At 71.6% G+C, this 16,998-nt stretch carries 15 protein-coding genes; 13 read left to right on the top strand and 2 right to left on the bottom strand.

Features of this window, described 5'->3' with window-relative positions; translation table 11 throughout:
• Positions 1-775 precede the first annotated feature (775 nt).
• The 6 genes from dapA (at position 776) to GJ743_RS04705 (ending at position 8,321) form a co-directional block, all read left to right on the top strand.
• Positions 776-1,750, top strand: a complete 975-nt coding sequence (gene dapA / locus GJ743_RS04730) for a 4-hydroxy-tetrahydrodipicolinate synthase (RefSeq protein WP_328288796.1) — start codon at positions 776-778, stop codon at positions 1,748-1,750.
• Between the two features lie 131 nt (positions 1,751-1,881).
• A complete protein-coding gene (locus tag GJ743_RS04725) occupies positions 1,882-3,558 on the top strand; it encodes a ribonuclease J (protein WP_155050778.1) in 1,677 nt (558 codons plus the stop codon).
• Between the two features lie 88 nt (positions 3,559-3,646).
• Positions 3,647-4,138, top strand: a complete 492-nt coding sequence (locus GJ743_RS04720; RefSeq protein ID WP_155050777.1) for a GNAT family N-acetyltransferase — start codon at positions 3,647-3,649, stop codon at positions 4,136-4,138.
• A 114-nt stretch (positions 4,139-4,252) separates the two neighbouring features.
• Positions 4,253-7,141, top strand: coding sequence for an FtsK/SpoIIIE family DNA translocase (locus GJ743_RS04715; RefSeq protein WP_155050776.1), 2,889 nt, complete (start codon positions 4,253-4,255; stop codon positions 7,139-7,141).
• 20 nt (positions 7,142-7,161) lie between these two features.
• Complete coding sequence (pgsA, locus tag GJ743_RS04710; RefSeq protein ID WP_155050775.1) at positions 7,162-7,764, top strand: CDP-diacylglycerol--glycerol-3-phosphate 3-phosphatidyltransferase; 603 nt, start codon at positions 7,162-7,164, stop codon at positions 7,762-7,764.
• Between the two features lie 38 nt (positions 7,765-7,802).
• Positions 7,803-8,321: a CinA family protein gene (locus GJ743_RS04705; protein ID WP_155050786.1), complete on the top strand. Its 519-nt coding sequence runs from the start codon at positions 7,803-7,805 to the stop codon at positions 8,319-8,321.
• Between the two features lie 19 nt (positions 8,322-8,340).
• Here GJ743_RS04705 and GJ743_RS04700 read toward each other — a convergent pair whose 3' ends face one another.
• Together GJ743_RS04700 and GJ743_RS04695 are read right to left on the bottom strand one after the other, a co-directional pair.
• Positions 8,341-9,030, bottom strand: coding sequence for a response regulator (locus GJ743_RS04700; protein WP_155050774.1), 690 nt, complete (start codon positions 9,028-9,030; stop codon positions 8,341-8,343).
• The gene (locus tag GJ743_RS04695) at positions 9,027-10,697 is read right to left on the bottom strand and encodes a sensor histidine kinase (RefSeq protein ID WP_328288795.1); all 1,671 of its coding nucleotides are present in this window, start codon (positions 10,695-10,697) and stop codon (positions 9,027-9,029) included. The genes GJ743_RS04700 and GJ743_RS04695 overlap by 4 nt, the downstream gene beginning before the upstream one ends.
• Positions 10,698-10,885: 188 nt before the next feature.
• On the opposite strand from GJ743_RS04695, the gene GJ743_RS04690 reads away from it, so the two are divergent.
• The 7 genes from GJ743_RS04690 (at position 10,886) to GJ743_RS04660 (ending at position 16,981) form a co-directional block, all read left to right on the top strand.
• Positions 10,886-11,953 carry a Bug family tripartite tricarboxylate transporter substrate binding protein gene (locus GJ743_RS04690; RefSeq protein ID WP_155050772.1) on the top strand — a complete coding sequence of 356 codons (1,068 nt, stop codon included), beginning with the start codon at positions 10,886-10,888 and terminating at the stop codon, positions 11,951-11,953.
• Positions 11,950-12,540 carry a tripartite tricarboxylate transporter TctB family protein gene (locus tag GJ743_RS04685; protein ID WP_328288794.1) on the top strand — a complete coding sequence of 197 codons (591 nt, stop codon included), beginning with the start codon at positions 11,950-11,952 and terminating at the stop codon, positions 12,538-12,540. Before GJ743_RS04690 ends, GJ743_RS04685 begins: the two co-directional genes overlap by 4 nt.
• A complete protein-coding gene (locus GJ743_RS04680; RefSeq protein WP_155050771.1) occupies positions 12,533-14,122 on the top strand; it encodes a tripartite tricarboxylate transporter permease in 1,590 nt (529 codons plus the stop codon). The genes GJ743_RS04685 and GJ743_RS04680 overlap by 8 nt, the downstream gene beginning before the upstream one ends.
• Before the next feature lie 145 nt (positions 14,123-14,267).
• Positions 14,268-14,582, top strand: a complete 315-nt coding sequence (locus GJ743_RS04675) for a helix-turn-helix domain-containing protein (RefSeq protein WP_155050770.1) — start codon at positions 14,268-14,270, stop codon at positions 14,580-14,582.
• A 63-nt stretch (positions 14,583-14,645) separates the two neighbouring features.
• Positions 14,646-14,882 carry a DUF3046 domain-containing protein gene (locus tag GJ743_RS04670; RefSeq protein ID WP_328288793.1) on the top strand — a complete coding sequence of 79 codons (237 nt, stop codon included), beginning with the start codon at positions 14,646-14,648 and terminating at the stop codon, positions 14,880-14,882.
• A gap of 277 nt (positions 14,883-15,159) precedes the next feature.
• On the top strand, positions 15,160-16,227 hold the full coding sequence (gene recA, locus GJ743_RS04665) for a recombinase RecA (RefSeq protein ID WP_155050769.1): 1,068 nt from the start codon (positions 15,160-15,162) through the stop codon (positions 16,225-16,227).
• A 13-nt stretch (positions 16,228-16,240) separates the two neighbouring features.
• Positions 16,241-16,981, top strand: coding sequence for a regulatory protein RecX (locus tag GJ743_RS04660; RefSeq protein WP_155050768.1), 741 nt, complete (start codon positions 16,241-16,243; stop codon positions 16,979-16,981).
• Positions 16,982-16,998 lie beyond the last annotated feature (17 nt).

Below are 16,998 nucleotides of genomic sequence, written 5' to 3'. Positions count from 1 at the left end.
GTCTCGTCGATGCTCCTTATCGGAGGCGCCTGCGTGGCTGCGGGGCGAACGTGCGGCCCGAGGACGCCGTGTGTTCGTCGATGCTCCTGAATCGAAGGACACCTCCTGGCTGCGGGGCGAACGTGCGGCTCGTGTGCGCCGTGCGTCCTTCGATTCAGGAGTGCTGGACGAGGTGCTCCGTCCGCGCGGATCACTGGCGAGGTCGTCGCCGTCGCCGTGGGGGCGCAACGTTCTCCCGCGCCGTCTCAGCCGTCCTCCCAAGGCCGGCGCGACCCGAGCGACCGCACGGATGCGCCGATGTCGGGCGCCTGCGACAGACGTGCGTCTGCAGGCTCGGACGATGAGGTATCGACGTGAGCTGACCGCCCTCGGTGGGATCGCGCACCGATCCGACCTTCGGCGGATCGGTCTCGACGACGAGACGGTTCGGCTGCTGGTCGGCTACCGGAGCCTGATCCGGGTGCGGCAGGCCTGGTACGCGCTCCCGGACACCGACGCCGACGTACTGCGCGCGTGCCGAATCGGGGGCAGGCTCGCGTGCGCGAGTGCGCTCCGCTTCCACGGGGAGCCCGTCGACGACGACGGCATCCTGCACGTCGAACTGCCGGTCAACGCGAGCGCGCGGCTGCCGGCCGACGGACGGGAACATGTCATGGTGCACCAGCCTCGCTCTGCCTCGGGCGGTGATCGGGGTGTCGTCGAGCTGGAGGCCGCGAGGCGGCAGTGGGCGCGATGCAGACACGGCACGGTCGCGCGTGGCGATAGCCTTGAGCACGTGACTTCTGAGAATCCCTTCGGACAGGTGCTCGTCGCGCTCGTCACGCCGATGACGGCGGACGGCGAGGTCGATTGGCCGGCCGTGGAGAAGCACATCGACGACGTCATCACGGCAGGCGCCGACGGCATCGTCGTCACGGGCACCACGGGCGAGACGTCGACGCTCACCGACCCCGAGAAGATCCGCCTCGTCGAGGTCGGCAAGGACGTGGCGGCGGGCCGCGCGAAGATCATCACGGGCGGCGGCTCGAACGAGACCGCGCACGCGATCGAGCTCTACAAGCACAGCGAGCAGGCGGGCGCCGACGGCATCATGATCGTCACGCCGTACTACAACAAGCCGACGCAGGCCGGCATCCTCACGCACTTCCGGCTGGTGGCCGACGCCACCGACCTGCCCGTGATCCTCTACGACATCCCGGGCCGCACGGGCGTGCCGATCAAGTACGAGACGATCCTGCGGCTCGCCAAGCACCCGAACATCCTCGCCATCAAGGACGCGAAGGGCGACTTCAGCGAGGTCAGCCGCGTGCTGAACCAGACCGACCTCATGTACTTCTCGGGCGACGACGCGAACGTGCTGCCGCACCTCTCGATCGGCGCGACCGGCCTCATCGGCGTGACCGCGAACATCGCGCCGGCGCCGTACCGCACGATCGTCGATGCCGTGAACCGCGGCGACCTGAAGGCCGCGACGGCCGAGCACCAGCGCCTCGAGCCGCTCGTGCGGGCGGTCATGACCCACGTGCCCGGCACGGTCGCGGCGAAGTACATCCTGCACGGTCTCGGTCGCATCGGCAGCCCGCGCGTGCGCCTGCCGCTCGTCGGCCCCGAGGAGTGGGAGGCCGCGCTGATCGAGGACGAGATCGACCTCGTGCAGGGCATCCCCGGCGCCGACTTCCACAACTTCCGCCCCGACCGCAACGCCGCCGCCGGCGGCGCCCTGCCCAAGGTGGCCGGCACGACACGCTGACGGGCGACGGATGCCGCGGGCCGGCCCCGCACGCTTCGCGCCGACCGGGCATCCGACGGGCAACGCCCGACCGAGACATCCGCGACCACGAGGGTCGCACCGAACTGAACACCGCAACGTGAGGAGGGCCCATGCCCGACGAGATCATCGACCCCGAGCCGCTCGAACCGGGAACGCTCCGCGTCATCCCGGTCGGCGGCCTCGGCGAGGTCGGCCGCAACATGACGCTCTTCGAGATCGACGGCAAGCTGCTGATCGTCGACTGCGGCGTACTCTTCCCGGAGGAGCACCAGCCGGGCGTCGACCTGATCCTGCCCGACTTCGGCTTCCTTCGGGAACGCCTCGACGACGTGGTCGCCGTGGTGCTCACGCACGGGCACGAGGACCACATCGGCGCCGTGCCCTACCTGTTGAAGCTGCGCGCCGACATCCCGCTCGTGGGCTCGCAGCTCACGCTCGCGCTCGTCGAGGCGAAGCTGAAGGAGCACCGCATCGCGCCCTACAGCCTCACCGTGAAGGAGGGGCAGACGGAGAAGCTCGGTCCGTTCGCGCTCGAGTTCGTCGCGGTGAACCATTCGATCCCCGACGCGTTGGCGGTCGCCATCCGCACCGATGCCGGAACGGTGCTCGCGACCGGCGACTTCAAGATGGACCAGCTGCCGCTCGACGGTCGCCTCACCGATCTGCGCGAGTTCGCGCGCCTCGGCCAGGAGGGCGTCGACCTGTTCCTCGTCGACTCGACGAACGCCGACGTGCCGGGCTTCACGCCGTTGGAGCGCGCGATCGGGCCCGTGCTCGACGAGGTCATCGCGCGATCGCCGCGGCGGGTGATCGTCGCGAGCTTCTCGAGCCACGTGCACCGCGTGCAGCAGGTGCTGCATGCCGCGCACCAGAACGGCCGGCGCGTCGCGCTCCTCGGCCGCAGCATGGTGCGCAACATGACGATCGCGGCCGACCTCGGCTACCTCGACGTGCCCGAGGGCGTGCTCGTCGACTTCAAGAAGGCCGGCGACATCCCCGACGACAAGATCGTGTACATGTCGACGGGCTCGCAGGGCGAGCCGATGGCGGTGCTCAGCCGCATGGCGAACCGCGACCACCAGATCGAGATCGGCGAGGGCGACACGGTGATCCTCGCGTCGAGCCTGATCCCGGGCAACGAGAACGCCGTGTACCGCGTGATCGACGGGCTCACGAAGCTCGGCGCGAACGTCGTGCACAAGGGCAACGCGAAGGTGCACGTCTCGGGCCACGCGGCCGCGGGCGAGCTGCTGTACTGCTACAACATCCTGCAGCCGCGCAACGTGCTGCCGGTGCATGGCGAGTATCGCCACCTCGTCGCGAACGCGCGCCTGGCGCAGGACACGGGCATCCCGGCCGAGCGCACGTTCCTCGCCGAGAACGGCACCGTCCTCGACCTGCGCGAGGGCGAGGTGAAGGTGGTCGGCCAGCTCGACCTCGGCTTCGTCTACGTCGACGGCTCGACGGTCGGCGAGATCACCGACGCCGACCTGAAGGACCGCCGGATCCTCGGCGAGGAGGGCTTCATCTCGGTCATCGTCGTGGTGGACGCCTCGACCGGCCGGGTCATCGTCGGCCCCGAGATCCACGCGCGCGGCTTCGCGGAGGACGACGCGGTGTTCGAGGACGTGAAGCCCAAGATCGTCGCGGCCCTCGCGGATGCCGCGCACCACGGCGTGCGCGACCCGCACGCGCTGCAGCAGACGGTGCGCCGCACGGTCGGCAGTTGGGTGAACCGGCGCCTGCGCCGCCGCCCGATGCTCGTGCCGCTCGTCATCGAGGCGTAGCCCGACGATCTGCAGTGAGGGCGACGGATGCCGCGGCATCCGTCGCCCTCGAAACACCGCCGTAACAGGGCCCGCGTACCCTCCGGTCATGGCGGCCTTCACCATCAGGTCCGCGCTCCCCGCGGACGGCGGCTTCCTCGCCGACATGGTCGTCGAGGCGGCGAACTGGCGAGCGGATGCCGCGCGCCCGCGCCCGGTCGTCCTGGCCGATGCCACGCACGCCGCCTACATCTCGGGGTGGCAGCGCCCCGCCGATCGGGGTGTCGTCGCCGTCGATCCGGAGGGGCGCCCGGTGGGCGCCGCCTGGTACCGCCTGTTCGGCGCCGACCGACCCTCGATGGGCTTCGTCGCGACCGGAGTCCCCGAGCTCATCATCGGCGTGAGACCGCTGTGGCGGGCCCAGGGTCTCGGGCGTGCGCTGCTGCGGGCGCTCACGGAGGACGCCCGGGCCGGCGGGTACGCGCGGCTCGCGCTCTCGGTCGAGCACGGCAACTTCGCGCATGACCTGTACCGGTCGGAGGGCTTCTCGGTGATCGCGTCGGCCGAGGGTCGCGACACCATGGTGCGGCTGCTGCGCTGACACTCGCGGCGGCGGCGGCCGGCGGCCGGGCGGCGTCGCGCAGACCGCACCGACTGCGCCGACACTCGACCGGCTTCCCGGGCCGCGTCGGCGGCGGGCCGTAACGTTGGGCGCATGGCTACGAGCACCAGGTCGAACGGTCGCGCCTCCGGCGCGTCCGGGCGCTCGTCGACGCGCACCGCCCCCACGAAGAAGCTGCCGGCGAAGCGCACGTCGACGCGCGCGGCGCGCAACGCACCCCAGAAGTCCGATGGTCCCGGGGTCGTCGTCCGCGCCTGGATGGGGCTCGCCCACCTGACCGGCGGCGCGGCCCGTGCGCTCGGCCCCGAGACCCTCGCGAAGGAGGAGCGCCGCGACGGCCTGCCTTTCTTCCTCGTCCTACTCGCGGTGTCGGGCGCGATCGTCGAGTGGTTCTTCATCAACGACCCCGTCGCGCAGACCCTCGACGCCTACACGTTCGGCGGGCTCTTCGGTCGCGTGGCCTTCGCCCTGCCGGTCGTGATGCTCATGTTCGCCGTCTGGCTCTTCCGCCACCCCAGCTCGGTGCACGACAACACGCGCATCGGCATCGGCCTCGGGATGCTGCTCATCACCGTGTCCGGGCTCTGCCACCTGTTCGGCGGCCAGCCGTCGCCGAGCGAGGGGATGCCGGTGCTGGCCGGCGCGGGAGGCATCCTCGGCTGGATGCTCGCGGAGCCGCTGATCCTCCTCATCACCGAGGTCGGCGCCGGAATCGTGCTGGTCCTCCTCGTGCTGCTGTCGCTCCTCATCCTCACCAAGACGCCGCCGAACCGGATCCCGCAGCGCTTCCGCGAGCTGTACGCCTGGCTGTTCGGCGCGCTCGACGGCGGTGCGGATGACGCGCAGACGGCCGCGGCCGCGGCCGAGGCCAAGCCGAAGCGCCGGTCGAAGGCCGACCGCTCCGAACAGGTCGAGCTCGACGGCATCGACGACGAGGCGCCCTCCGGCGGGATGCTGCCATGGTGGCGCCGCAACGCGTCGAACCGCGAGGAGGACCCCGAGTTCACCGACGCGGGCGCCGACGGCATCACCGAGGTGTTCGGCGAGGGCTCCGCGGCCGGCAGCTTCGAGACGCCCCTCGAGGGCGTCCGTCCGGCCGATCCGTACGGGGCGGGTGTGATCGACGACCTGGAGCGCGCGGAGTCCGCGCTGCAGCGCTTCACGGGCGAGGTCGCCGGCAATGGCACGGGTCTCCGGGGCGACGACGCCGGGGCGACCGAAGTGCTGGCGCCCGCCGGCGCGGCGGCCGGGCTCGCGGCCGGAGCCGGCGATGCCTCGGCGGCGGCCGCGCCCGCGGCATCCGTCGAGGAGGCGGGCGACGACCTGCCCGACCGGCCGTACCACCTGCCCTCCTCGTCGACCCTCGCGGCGGGCGCGCCCGCGAAGACCCGCTCGGCCGTGAACGACGAGGTCGTCCGGCAGATCACGGGCGTGCTCGAGCAGTTCGGCGTCGACGCGAAGGTCACGGGATTCTCGCGCGGGCCGACGGTGACCCAGTACGAGATCGAACTCGGACCGGGCGTCAAGGTCGAGCGCGTGACCGCGCTGTCGAAGAACCTCTCGTACGCGGTCGCATCGAACGAGGTGCGCATCCTCTCGCCCATCCCGGGCAAGTCGGCGATCGGCGTCGAGATCCCGAACGCCGACCGCGAGACGGTCACGCTCGGCGACGTGCTCCGATCGGGCGCTGCGGTGAACGCCAAGCACCCGATGACGATCGGCGTCGGCAAGGACGTGGGCGGCGGCTACGTCGTCGCGAACCTCGCGAAGATGCCGCACCTGCTCGTGGCCGGTTCGACCGGCTCCGGAAAGTCGAGCTTCGTGAACTCGATGATCACGAGCCTGCTGATGCGCGCCAAGCCGTCCGAGGTGCGGATGGTGCTCATCGATCCGAAGCGCGTCGAGCTCGCGCCGTACGCCGGCGTACCGCACCTCATCACGCCGATCATCACGAACCCCAAGAAGGCGGCGGAGGCGCTGCAGTGGGTCGTGAAGGAGATGGACATGCGGTACGACGACCTCGCGTCGTTCGGGTTCCGCCACATCGACGACTTCAACGCGGCGGTGGTGGGCGACGAGATCAAGCTGCCGGCCGGCAGCGAGCGGAAACTGAAGCCCTATCCGTATCTCCTCGTCGTGGTCGACGAGCTCGCCGACCTCATGATGGTCGCCCCGCGCGACGTCGAGGACTCGATCGTGCGCATCACGCAGCTCGCGCGCGCGTCGGGCATCCACCTCGTCCTCGCGACGCAAAGGCCCTCGGTCGACGTCGTCACGGGCCTCATCAAGGCCAACGTGCCGTCGCGGCTCGCGTTCGCGGTCACGAGCGTCACGGACTCGCGCGTCATCCTCGACCAGCCGGGCGCCGACAAGCTCATCGGCCAGGGCGACGCGCTGTTCCTGCCCATGGGCGCCTCGAAGCCGATCCGCGTGCAGGGTGCGTGGGTCACCGAGACCGAGATCGACCGGGTCGTGAAGCACGTCACCCGGCAGGCCCGCCCCGAGTACCGCAAGGATGTCGAGGCGGCCGTCGAGAAGAAGGAGATCGACTCCGACATCGGCGACGACCTCGAGCTGCTGCTCGCGGCGGCCGAGCTCGTGGTGTCCACGCAGTTCGGCTCGACGTCGATGCTGCAGCGCAAGCTCCGCGTCGGCTTCGCCAAGGCGGGTCGCCTGATGGACCTCCTCGAGTCGCGCGAGATCGTCGGCCCGTCCGAGGGCTCCAAGGCCCGCGACGTGCTCGTGACGCCCGAGCAGCTGCCGGGAGTGCTCGCGAAGCTGCGCGGCGAGGAGCCGGCGGCGCCGGCCGCGGCATCCGCCCCGCCCGCGCCTGCGCCTGCCGCGGCCGCGCCCGCTGCGACCGCGTCGCCCGAGGACGTCGACGACCGCTACGACGACCCCGTCGGGCGCATCCCCGAGGGCCTCGAGGAGGTCGAGGCCGACGGCGACGAGGACGCTTGGGGCCTCACCGGCCGCGACTGACCGACGGCTAGGCTGAGGCCATGACCGATGCCGCTGGCCGTGATCGCAGCTCGAACTGGAACCTCCCGAACGCGATCACGATCGTCCGGATCGTCATGGCGCCGATCTTCTTCTGGCTGCTGCTCGCCGACGGTGGGGCCGACGGCCCGATGCGGTGGTGGGCGGCCGTCATCTTCATCGTGGCGATCTCGACCGACTGGGTCGACGGGCACCTCGCCCGTTCGCGCGGACTCGTCACCGACCTCGGCAAGATCCTCGACCCGATCGCCGACAAGCTCCTCACGAGCGGTGCGCTCGTGTGCCTGTCGATCCTCGGCGAGCTGTGGTGGTGGGTGACGATCCTCATCGTCGTCCGCGAGGTCGGCATCACGGTCTGGCGGCTCGTCGAGCTGCGCCGGGGCACGGTGGTTCCGGCCTCGTCGGGCGGCAAGGCGAAGACCTTCGCGCAGGCGATCGCGATCTCGCTGTTCCTGACGCCGCTCTGGACGTTCCTCGGCGACTGGATCCTCTGGGTGAACTGGGCGGCGATGGCGGTCGCGCTCGTGCTCACCGTCTGGTCGGGCCTGCTGTACGTGCGCGACGCGATCCGGCTCGCGCGCGAGCACCGGGCCGAGTCCAAGTGAGCCGGCTCGGTGGGTGACGTGCGGTGAGCGACGAGCGGATGCCGCCCGCCGCCGATGCGACGGCCGACCCGGCCGCCGAGCTCATCGCGGAACTCACCCGGAGGGGCCTTCGCATCGCGGTGGCCGAATCGCTCACGGGTGGTCTCGTGACCGCCGAGCTGACCCGCATCCCCGGCGCGTCCGTCGTGGTGAACGGCGGCATCGTCGCCTACGACACGTCAGTGAAGCGCTCGCTGCTCGGCGTTCCGGCCGACCTGCTCGCGGCCGTGGGCGCCGTCCACCCCGAGGTCGCGCGGCGGATGGCCGACGGGGTGAGGAGCGCCCTCGCGGTCGATGACCGCCCGGCCGACCTCGGGCTCGCGACCACGGGCGTCGCCGGACCCGACCCGCAGGACGGGAAGGCGGTCGGCACGGTCTACATCGGCGTCGCGACGGCCGACGGCGCCGACGCGATCGCCCTCCAGCTCGCCGGCGCGGGCGGGCGCGACGCGATCCGCGCGGCGACCGTGCGGGCCGCGATCGACGCGGCGCTCGCGCGCGTGCGCGAGCGCAACTGACCTCCGGCTGCGGGCCGCGTCAGCGCGGCGGCATCCGGTACCGGTGCTCCGGGCGGCCGGCACTGCCGTATCTCGGCGCGACCTCGGCGGCGCCGCTCGCCACGAGGTGCTCGAGGTAGCGACGCGCGCTCACGCGCGACATCCCGAGCGCCTCGGCGATCTCGGCTGCGGATGCGTCGGCGTGGCGCGCCGCGAGGCCGGCGGCGACACGGTCGAGGCTCACCTGCGAGAGTCCCTTCGGGAGGGCGACCCGGCGCATCGTGCTCGTCGTCCCGCCGAGGATGCGGTCGACGCCGTGCTGGTCGAGCGCCCGCGCGGGAGCCGCACGGTCGGCGGCGATGCCGCGGCGCACGTCGTCGAGTCGCTCGACCAGGGTCGCGCCGGAGAAGGGCTTGACGAGGTAGTGCCGCACGCCGAGCAGTCGGGCCTGTCGCACGGTGTCGAGATCGCGCGCAGCCGTCACGGCGATGACCTCGACCTCGTCGCCCGACGCGCGAAGTCGTCGAAGCACGTCGAGGCCGCCGAGATCGGGCAGGTAGACGTCGAGGAGCACGAGGTGCGGCCGGTGCCGCTCGATCGCCTCGAGTGCGGCCGCACCGGTGTGCGCCTCCGCGACGACCGTGAAGCCGGCCTGGGCGTCGACGAACGCCCGGTTGACCTGCGCGACGGCGAAGTCGTCGTCGACGATGACGACGCGGATGTCGCTCATCGGCGACCTCCCGAGGCTGGCGTCGCCGCGGCATCCGTCTCGCTCGAGCGCGTCGGCGCCGCTGCGGCCGATGTCGCGCCCGAATTCCGGGGCAGCCGCACGACGAATCGAGCCCCACCGGCCGGCGACGCGTCGACGGCCACGTCGCCGCCGAGTCGCGCCGTCACGCGCTGCACGATCGTCAGTCCGATGCCGCGCCGCGCCTTGCCGGGCGCCGGTGCCTTGCCGCTGACGTCGGGCTCGAAGATCGCGGCGCGCCGCTCTGGCGGGATGCCGGGTCCGTCGTCGTCGACGCGGACGACGACCATGCCGGGCTCGAGGTCGTCGCGGATCGACAGCTCGATGCGTCCGCCCAGGACGCAGGCTTCGATCGCGTTGTCGACCAGGTTGCCGACCACCGTCACGAGGTCGATGCGCTCGCGCGCGTCGGTCGTCGCGTCGAGGTGCGACCGGGGGTCGAGGTCGAAGGCGAGCCCGAGCTCGCCCGCCCGCGACCGCTTCGCGAGCACGAGCGCGGCCGTCTCGACGTCGGCGATGCCGTCGTGGTCGCCGAGCGTGGAGAGGGCGCCGCCGCTTCCGACCCGCTGGATGAACGCGATCGCGGCATCGACGTGGCCGAGTTCGAGGAGGCCGCTGACGACGTGGAGCTTGTTGGAGAACTCGTGCGACTGGGCGCGAAGCCCCTCGGCGAGGCTCTGCGCGCCCTCGAGCTCGCGCAGCGTGGTCTCGAGCTCGGTGCGGTCGCGCAGGATCGCGATCGAGCCGACCTCCCGGCCGTCGACGGCGACCCGGTCGCCGTGCACGAGCAGCACCCGCTCGCCCGAGAGCACGGGTGCCTCGCGGTCCTCGCCCGACGCGATGAAGCGGGCGAGGTCGCCGTCGAGCACCTCCTCGACGGGCATGCCGAGCACCCGCTCGGGATCCTCGACGTCGAGCAGCCGCGCCGCGGCGTCGTTCATCAGGACGACACGACCCCGGTCGTCGACCGCGACGATGCCCTCCCGGATGCCGTGCAGCATGGCCTCCCGCGTCTCGAGCATCGCGCGGATCTCATCGGGCTCGAGCCCGTAGATGCGGCGGCGGATGACGCGGCCGATCCACGCCGAACCGACGACGCCGACGAGCGCCGCCACGGCCAGTGCGCCGAGGAGCCCTCCGAGCCCGCCGAGGAAGTCGGCGCGCAGCTCGGACTCGAGGATGCCGACCGACACCTGCCCCATGACGTCGCCGTCGTCGTCGAAGATCGGCACCTTCACGCGCCACGATTCGCCGAGCGTGCCGGTCTGCGTGCCGACGTAGACCTCGCCCGACAGGGGGATCGTCGGGTCGGTCGAGACGCGCTCTCCGATGCGGTCGGGGTTGGGATGCGAGTAGCGGATCCCGTCCTCGTTCGCGACGACGACGTAGGTGACGTCCGAGGCGTTCCGGATCACCTCGGCGACCGGCTGGATCGTCGCGGAGGGGTCCGGGTCATCGAATGCACCGCGGATGACCGGCAGCCCGGCGACGGACTGGGCCACCGCGATCATCCGGTCCTGGTAGCCCTCGCGGAGCTGCTGCTCCTGGATGAGCATCGCCGTCACGCCCGTGCCGACGACGGTCGTGAGCACGATCGCGACCTGCAGCAGCAGCAGCTGCATGCCCAGCGTCATCCTCGACCGGCCCACCCCACCAGTGTGCCGCACGGGCATGCGTCCACCTCCCGCGCGGCTGTGACCAATACGACCGAATCGACCGCAACGACCAGTACGACCCGTACGACCGCAACGTTCCGCGGGGAGGCGGCGCCGACCTACCGTCATCGGCACCGACGATCGTCGGCCCGGCGACGGAGCCGGGCACTCAAGGAGGAGCATTGCGATCACACAGCCGGCCGACCCCCTCGGCCACCCCTCACCGGATCCGCAGCGCGGCCGCGCGCGCGGCGCTCGCGGGCCTCGGCGTCACCGCACTGGTCGGACTCGCCGGATGCAGCGCCACCACCGCGAACGCGGGCGGTGACGGGGCGGATGCCGCGGCATCCCTCGACGCGGTCAACCTGATCGCCCCCGCCGACCCGGGCGGCGGCTGGGACCAGACGGCCCGCGCCCTGGCGCAGGTGATGACCGACGAGGGTCTCGTCGGCTCGGCGCCCGTCCAGAACATCGGCGGTGCCGGCGGCACGGTCGGCCTCGCCTCGCTCGCCAACGAGAAGGACCCGGCCACGCTCATGGTCACCGGCCTCGTCATGGTCGGCGCGGTCGAGACGAACGCCTCGCCTGTGCGCATCGAGGACATGACGCCCATCGCGAAGCTCACCGAGGAGGCGCTCGTCCTCGTCGTGCCGGCGTCCTCGCCGTACGAGTCGGCCGAGGATCTCGTCGACGCCATCGTCGACGAGGGCGCGGCGATCTCAGTGACGGGCGGGTCGGCGGGCGGCGCCGACCACATCCTGGCGGGCATGCTGCTCACGGAGGCGGGCGTGGATCCGGCCGACATCCCGACGACGCTGAACTACATCCCCAACTCGGGCGGCGGCGAGGCCGTGACGATGCTCCTCGGCAACACCGTGCAGGCCGGGATCTCGGGCGTCGGCGAATTCGTCGAGCAGATCGCCGCGGGCGAGCTGCGCGCGCTCGCGGTCTCGTCGGCCGAGCCGGTCGAACTGCTGCCCGACACGCCCACGCTCGTCGACGAGGGCTACGACGTGACCCTCACGAACTGGCGCGGGCTCCTCGCACCCGGCGGCATCGACGAGGCCGACGCCGAGGCGCTGAGCGCCCTCGTGACCGAGCTGCACGACTCCGATGCATGGGCCGCCACGCTCGAGGAGAAGGGCTGGGCCGACGCGTTCCTCACGGGCGACGAGTTCACCGAGTTCCTCGACGGCGACATCGCCGAGGTGACGCAGACGCTCCAGACGATCGGACTGGTCGCACCGTGACCGACTCCACCCCGGTTCCCCTCGGCGCGACCGCGCCGGGGGGAATCCCCGATCAGCCCGATCCCGCCGGTGGCGTCGGCCGCGCCGGGCGTCGTCTCGCGGGGGAGGTCGCCTTCGCGGTGGTGAGCGCCGCGCTCGGCGTCTACGCGATCATCGGCGCGGGGTTCATCCGGGTGCCGCCCGGCTCGGCGAGCGTGCTCGGGCCGCGGGCGTTCCCGTACGCCGTCGGGGTGCTGCTCGTCGCGGCATCCGTCGCCGTCGTCGTGCAGATCGCACGCGGTCGCCGGGGCGTGCCCGACGACGGCGAGGACGTCGACCCCGACGCCCCGACCGACTGGCTCACCGTCGCGAAGCTCGTCGCGATCTTCCTCTCGCAGCTCGTGCTCATCGAGTGGGCCGGATGGCCCATCGCGGTCGCGGTGGTGTTCGCCGGGGCGGCGATCGTACTGGGCGCCAGGCGCTGCTGGATGGCGCTCCTCATCGGGCTCGGCCTCGGACTCGTCACGCAACTCGTCTTCGGCGCCTGGCTCGGGTTGTCACTGCCCGCAGGCCCGCTCCTCGACTGGATCCCGATCTTCCATGGATAGCCTCACTGCACTGCTCGAGGGCTTCGCCACCGCGCTGCAGCCCCAGTACCTCCTCATCGCGCTCTTCGGCGTGTTCATCGGCACGGCGGTCGGCGTCCTGCCCGGCATCGGTCCGGCCATGACGGTCGCCCTGCTCCTGCCCCTGACGTACACGCTCGACCCGACGGGCGCGCTCATCCTGTTCGCGGGCATCTATTACGGCGGCATGTACGGCGGGTCGACGACCTCGATCCTGCTGAACACGCCGGGCGAGTCGGCCTCGATCGTCACGGCGCTCGAGGGCAACCGGATGGCGAAGGCCGGCCGGGGCGCGGCGGCCCTCGCCACGGCGGCGATCGGGTCCTTCGTCGCAGGCACCATCGCGACCGTCCTGCTGACCTTCCTCGCCCCGGGCATCGCGAAGCTCGCCGTCCAGCTCGGCCCGGCCGACTACTTCGCCCTCATCGTCGTCGCCTTCCTCACCGTCGGCGCGCTGCTCGGCTCGAGCATCCCGCGCGGCCTCGTCTCGCTCGGCCTGGGCCTGATGCTCGGACTCGTGGGCACCGAGGTGCTCTCGGGCCAGCAGCGCTACACGCTCGGCGTTCCGAGCCTCGCCGACGGCATCGACGTCGTGCTCATCGCGGTTGGGCTCTTCGCGCTCGGCGAGACGCTCTACGTCGCCTCACGTCTGCGCCACGGTCCGGTGCGGGTGATCCCGGTGACGCGCGGATGGCGCAGCTGGCTCACCCGCGACGACGTCCGCCGCTCGTGGAAGCCGTGGCTGCGAGGCACCGCGATCGGATTCCCGATCGGCACCATCCCGGCCGGCGGGGCGGATGTCGCCACGTTCCTGTCGTACGCCACCGAGCGACGACTCGCGAAGGGCCGTGCACGCGCGCAGTTCGGGCGCGGTGCGATCGAGGGCGTCGCGGGGCCCGAGTCGGCGAACAACGCCGCCGCCGCCGGCGTGCTCGTGCCGCTGCTCACGCTGGGCCTGCCCACGACCGCGACCGCGGCGATCATCATCTCGGCGTTCCAGTCGTACGGCATCCGGCCGGGGCCGCTGCTGTTCGAGACCCAGTCGGGGCTCGTGTGGGCGCTCATCGCGAGCCTGTACATCGGCAACGTGCTGCTGCTCGTGCTCAACCTGCCGCTCGTGGGCATGTGGGTGAAGGTGCTGCGGATCCCGCGGCCCTATCTCTACGCGGGCATCCTCGCATTCGCGGGGCTCGGGGCGTACGCGTTGCACTTCAACGTGTTCGACACGCTCACGCTGCTCGTCGTCGGGATCGTGGGGTTCCTGATGCGCCGTTACGGATACCCGGTCGCCCCGATGGTCGTCGGCGGCATCCTCGGGCCGATGGCGGAGGAGCAGCTCCGCAAGTCCATGGCGATCAGCCAGGGCGACCTCGCCTACCTGATCCACAGCCCGTTCGCGATCGCCGCGTACACGACGCTCGCCGTCATCATCGTGACGGGCATCTGGCTGAAGCGGCGGAAGGCGCGGCTCGAGGCGTCGCCGACGCTCGTGCCGACGGGCGCGATCGCGGCGGTCGACCGTGTGGACGCTCCGGCCGACTCGGCGGCGCGCGACCGGGAATAGGCCACGTGAACACCCTGTTACAGGTGTCGGGTTCAGAGCAAAACACCAGTGACCAACGGTAGGCTCGGTGAACGGGAAGAGGCGCTAGACTGACCTCCCCGTGCCGGCCCCGGTCGGGTCGCAAGGTGAGACGAGGGAGGTTCCGATGGTTCTGGTTCGACAGGAGATCGGCGACGTGCTGAGGGACTTCCGCCTGCAGAAGGGCCGGACCCTCCGCCAGGTCGCCAGCAAGGCGAGCGTCGCGCTCGGCTACCTCAGCGAGGTGGAGCGCGGCCAGAAGGAGGCCTCGAGCGAGATCCTCGCGTCCGTCGCGGACGCGCTCGACACTCCCATCTCCGTGATCATGCACGAGGTCGGCGACCGTATCGCGGTGCTCGAGGGGCTCAACACCCCGGCAGTGCCCGACAGCCTCCCCGACGAGCTGGTGGCGGAGTTCGACGCGGACATGATGGTCCGCTGATCCACAGGTCCACTCGAACGGCCGGTCCTCGTGACCGGCCGTTCGCACGTCCGGAGGTCATGGGTGAAGCGCAGTGAGTTCGCGCTCGCGGTCGAGCAGGAGTTCGGTCCGGGCTACGGGGACGTCGTGGTGAACGACCTCGTGCTCGTCGAGCTCGGCAATCGCACGGCGCGAGAGGCGCTCGCCGCGGGCCTCGCGCCGCGCGACGTGTGGTTCGCGCTGTGCGCGGCGACGGATGTCCCGGAGGAGCGCCGCCACGGCGTCGGTCGGCCCGAGCCGGGGGAACGGCCCGCGCGATAGGCGGTCGCGTGTCCCGGACCGCGTCCGAAGACGCGTTCGACACGCCGGTGCGCGCATCGAACATGCGTTCGGATGCTGCGTTAGGCTCCTCAACAGCAGGAGGGATGACGCGTCCATCCACAGCCAAGGCCTTCGGGCGACGGATGTCGGTGGCCGGCCGTACGGTCGGAGGCGTCGGAACACACCGCAAACGCCTTGTCGCGAGACGTGCCGGGTCACGGCCTGGCACGCGGAACGACAGCCTAGAGGCAGCCGTCATCACCACGAAGGAGCACCGATGCCATCACCCGCAGACCGCGAGAAGGCCCTCGAGACCGCACTCGCCCAGATCGACCGCCAGTTCGGCAAGGGGTCGGTGATGCGCCTCGGCAGCGAGGAGCGCGCACCGGTCGAGATCATCCCCACCGGTTCCATCGCACTCGACGTCGCGCTCGGCGTCGGCGGCCTGCCGCGCGGGCGCATCATCGAGATCTACGGCCCCGAGTCGTCGGGCAAGACGACGCTGACGCTCCACGCCATCGCCAACGTGCAGCGGGCGGGCGGCATCGCGGCGTTCATCGACGCCGAGCACGCGCTCGACCCCGACTACGCCAAGAAGCTCGGCGTCGACATCGACTCGCTGCTCGTCTCGCAGCCCGACACGGGTGAGCAGGCGCTCGAGATCGCCGACATGCTGATCCGCTCGGGCTCGATCGACCTCGTCGTCATCGACTCCGTGGCCGCGCTCGTGCCGCGCGCCGAGATCGAGGGCGAGATGGGCGACTCGCACGTCGGCCTCCAGGCGCGGCTCATGTCGCAGGCGCTGCGCAAGCTCACCGGTGGCCTCAACCAGACCAAGACGACGGCGATCTTCATCAACCAGCTCCGCGAGAAGATCGGCGTGTTCTTCGGTAGCCCCGAGACGACCGCGGGCGGCAAGGCGCTCAAGTTCTACGCGTCGGTCCGCCTCGACATCCGTCGCATCGAGACCCTGAAGGACGGCTCCGACGCGGTCGGCAACCGCACGCGCGTGAAGGTCGTGAAGAACAAGATGGCCCCGCCCTTCAAGCAGGCCGAGTTCGACATCCTCTACGGCGTGGGCATTTCCCGCGAGGGCAGCCTCATCGACTACGGCGTCGACCAGGGCATCGTGAAGAAGTCCGGAGCCTGGTACACCTACGACGGCGACCAGCTCGGCCAGGGCAAGGAGAACGCCCGCAACTTCCTCATCCAGAACCCCGACATCGCCGCCGACATCGAGAAGAAGATCCTCTCGAAGCTCGGCATCGGCCAGGCCGGCGGTGCGCCGGCGACCGCCGCTCCGTCCAACGTCGAGTCGATCGCGGCGAAGCGCAAGGGCGCCTGAGCCGGCGGCACCGATGACCGATCAGCGGAACGAGCGGCTCGCGCCGGTCACCTACCTGCCGTGGGTGGCACCGTCGGAGGAATCCGACGGGGCCGCCCGCCGCGGGCCGGGAACGGCGCCCGCTGCGGCGGGGCCGCCCACGGCACCGCCCGTCGGGCGCGATCGAGACACTGCGCGGCCGGGCGCCGCGCGGCCGGACTCGCAGCGTCGCAGCACGGGCTTCCGTGGCCTCGCGACCGAACGGGTCCCGTCGGCGGATCCTGATGAACCCGAGACCGGCCCCGAGCGCGACGACCGCATCGACCGGCTGATCGTCACCCGGTTGCGTCGCTCGTCGCTGTCCGTGTCCGAGGTGCGCGCGACGCTCGTCGAGCACGGCCTCGACGAGGTCGAGGTCGAGGAGTGGATCGAGCGGTACGCGAGACTCGGCTACCTCGACGATCGTCGGCTGGCCGAGCAGCTCGTGCACAGCCACGGCGTGCGCCGCGGCCGAGGGAGCGGTGCGCTCCTGCACGAGCTCGGTCGCCGCGGGATCGACGACGAGCTCGCGCGAGAAGCGGTCGACACGCTCGACCCCGACGTCGAGTTCGAGCACGCGCTCGTGATCGCCGAGCGCCGTGCGCGGCAACTGGCCGGGCTCGATCGGCACGTCGCCGAGCGCCGCCTGTCGGCCTTCCTCATGCGGCGCGGGTACGGGAGCGAGCTCGTCCGGCGCGCGGTGGCCGTCGCGCTCGACGGCGACGACGCCGAGTGACGGATCGTAGACTGGTG

The organism is Agromyces bracchium, from assembly GCF_009709675.1.
GTDB lineage: Bacteria > Actinomycetota > Actinomycetes > Actinomycetales > Microbacteriaceae > Agromyces > Agromyces bracchium.
This window is presented reverse-complemented; position numbering and strand designations above follow the sequence as displayed.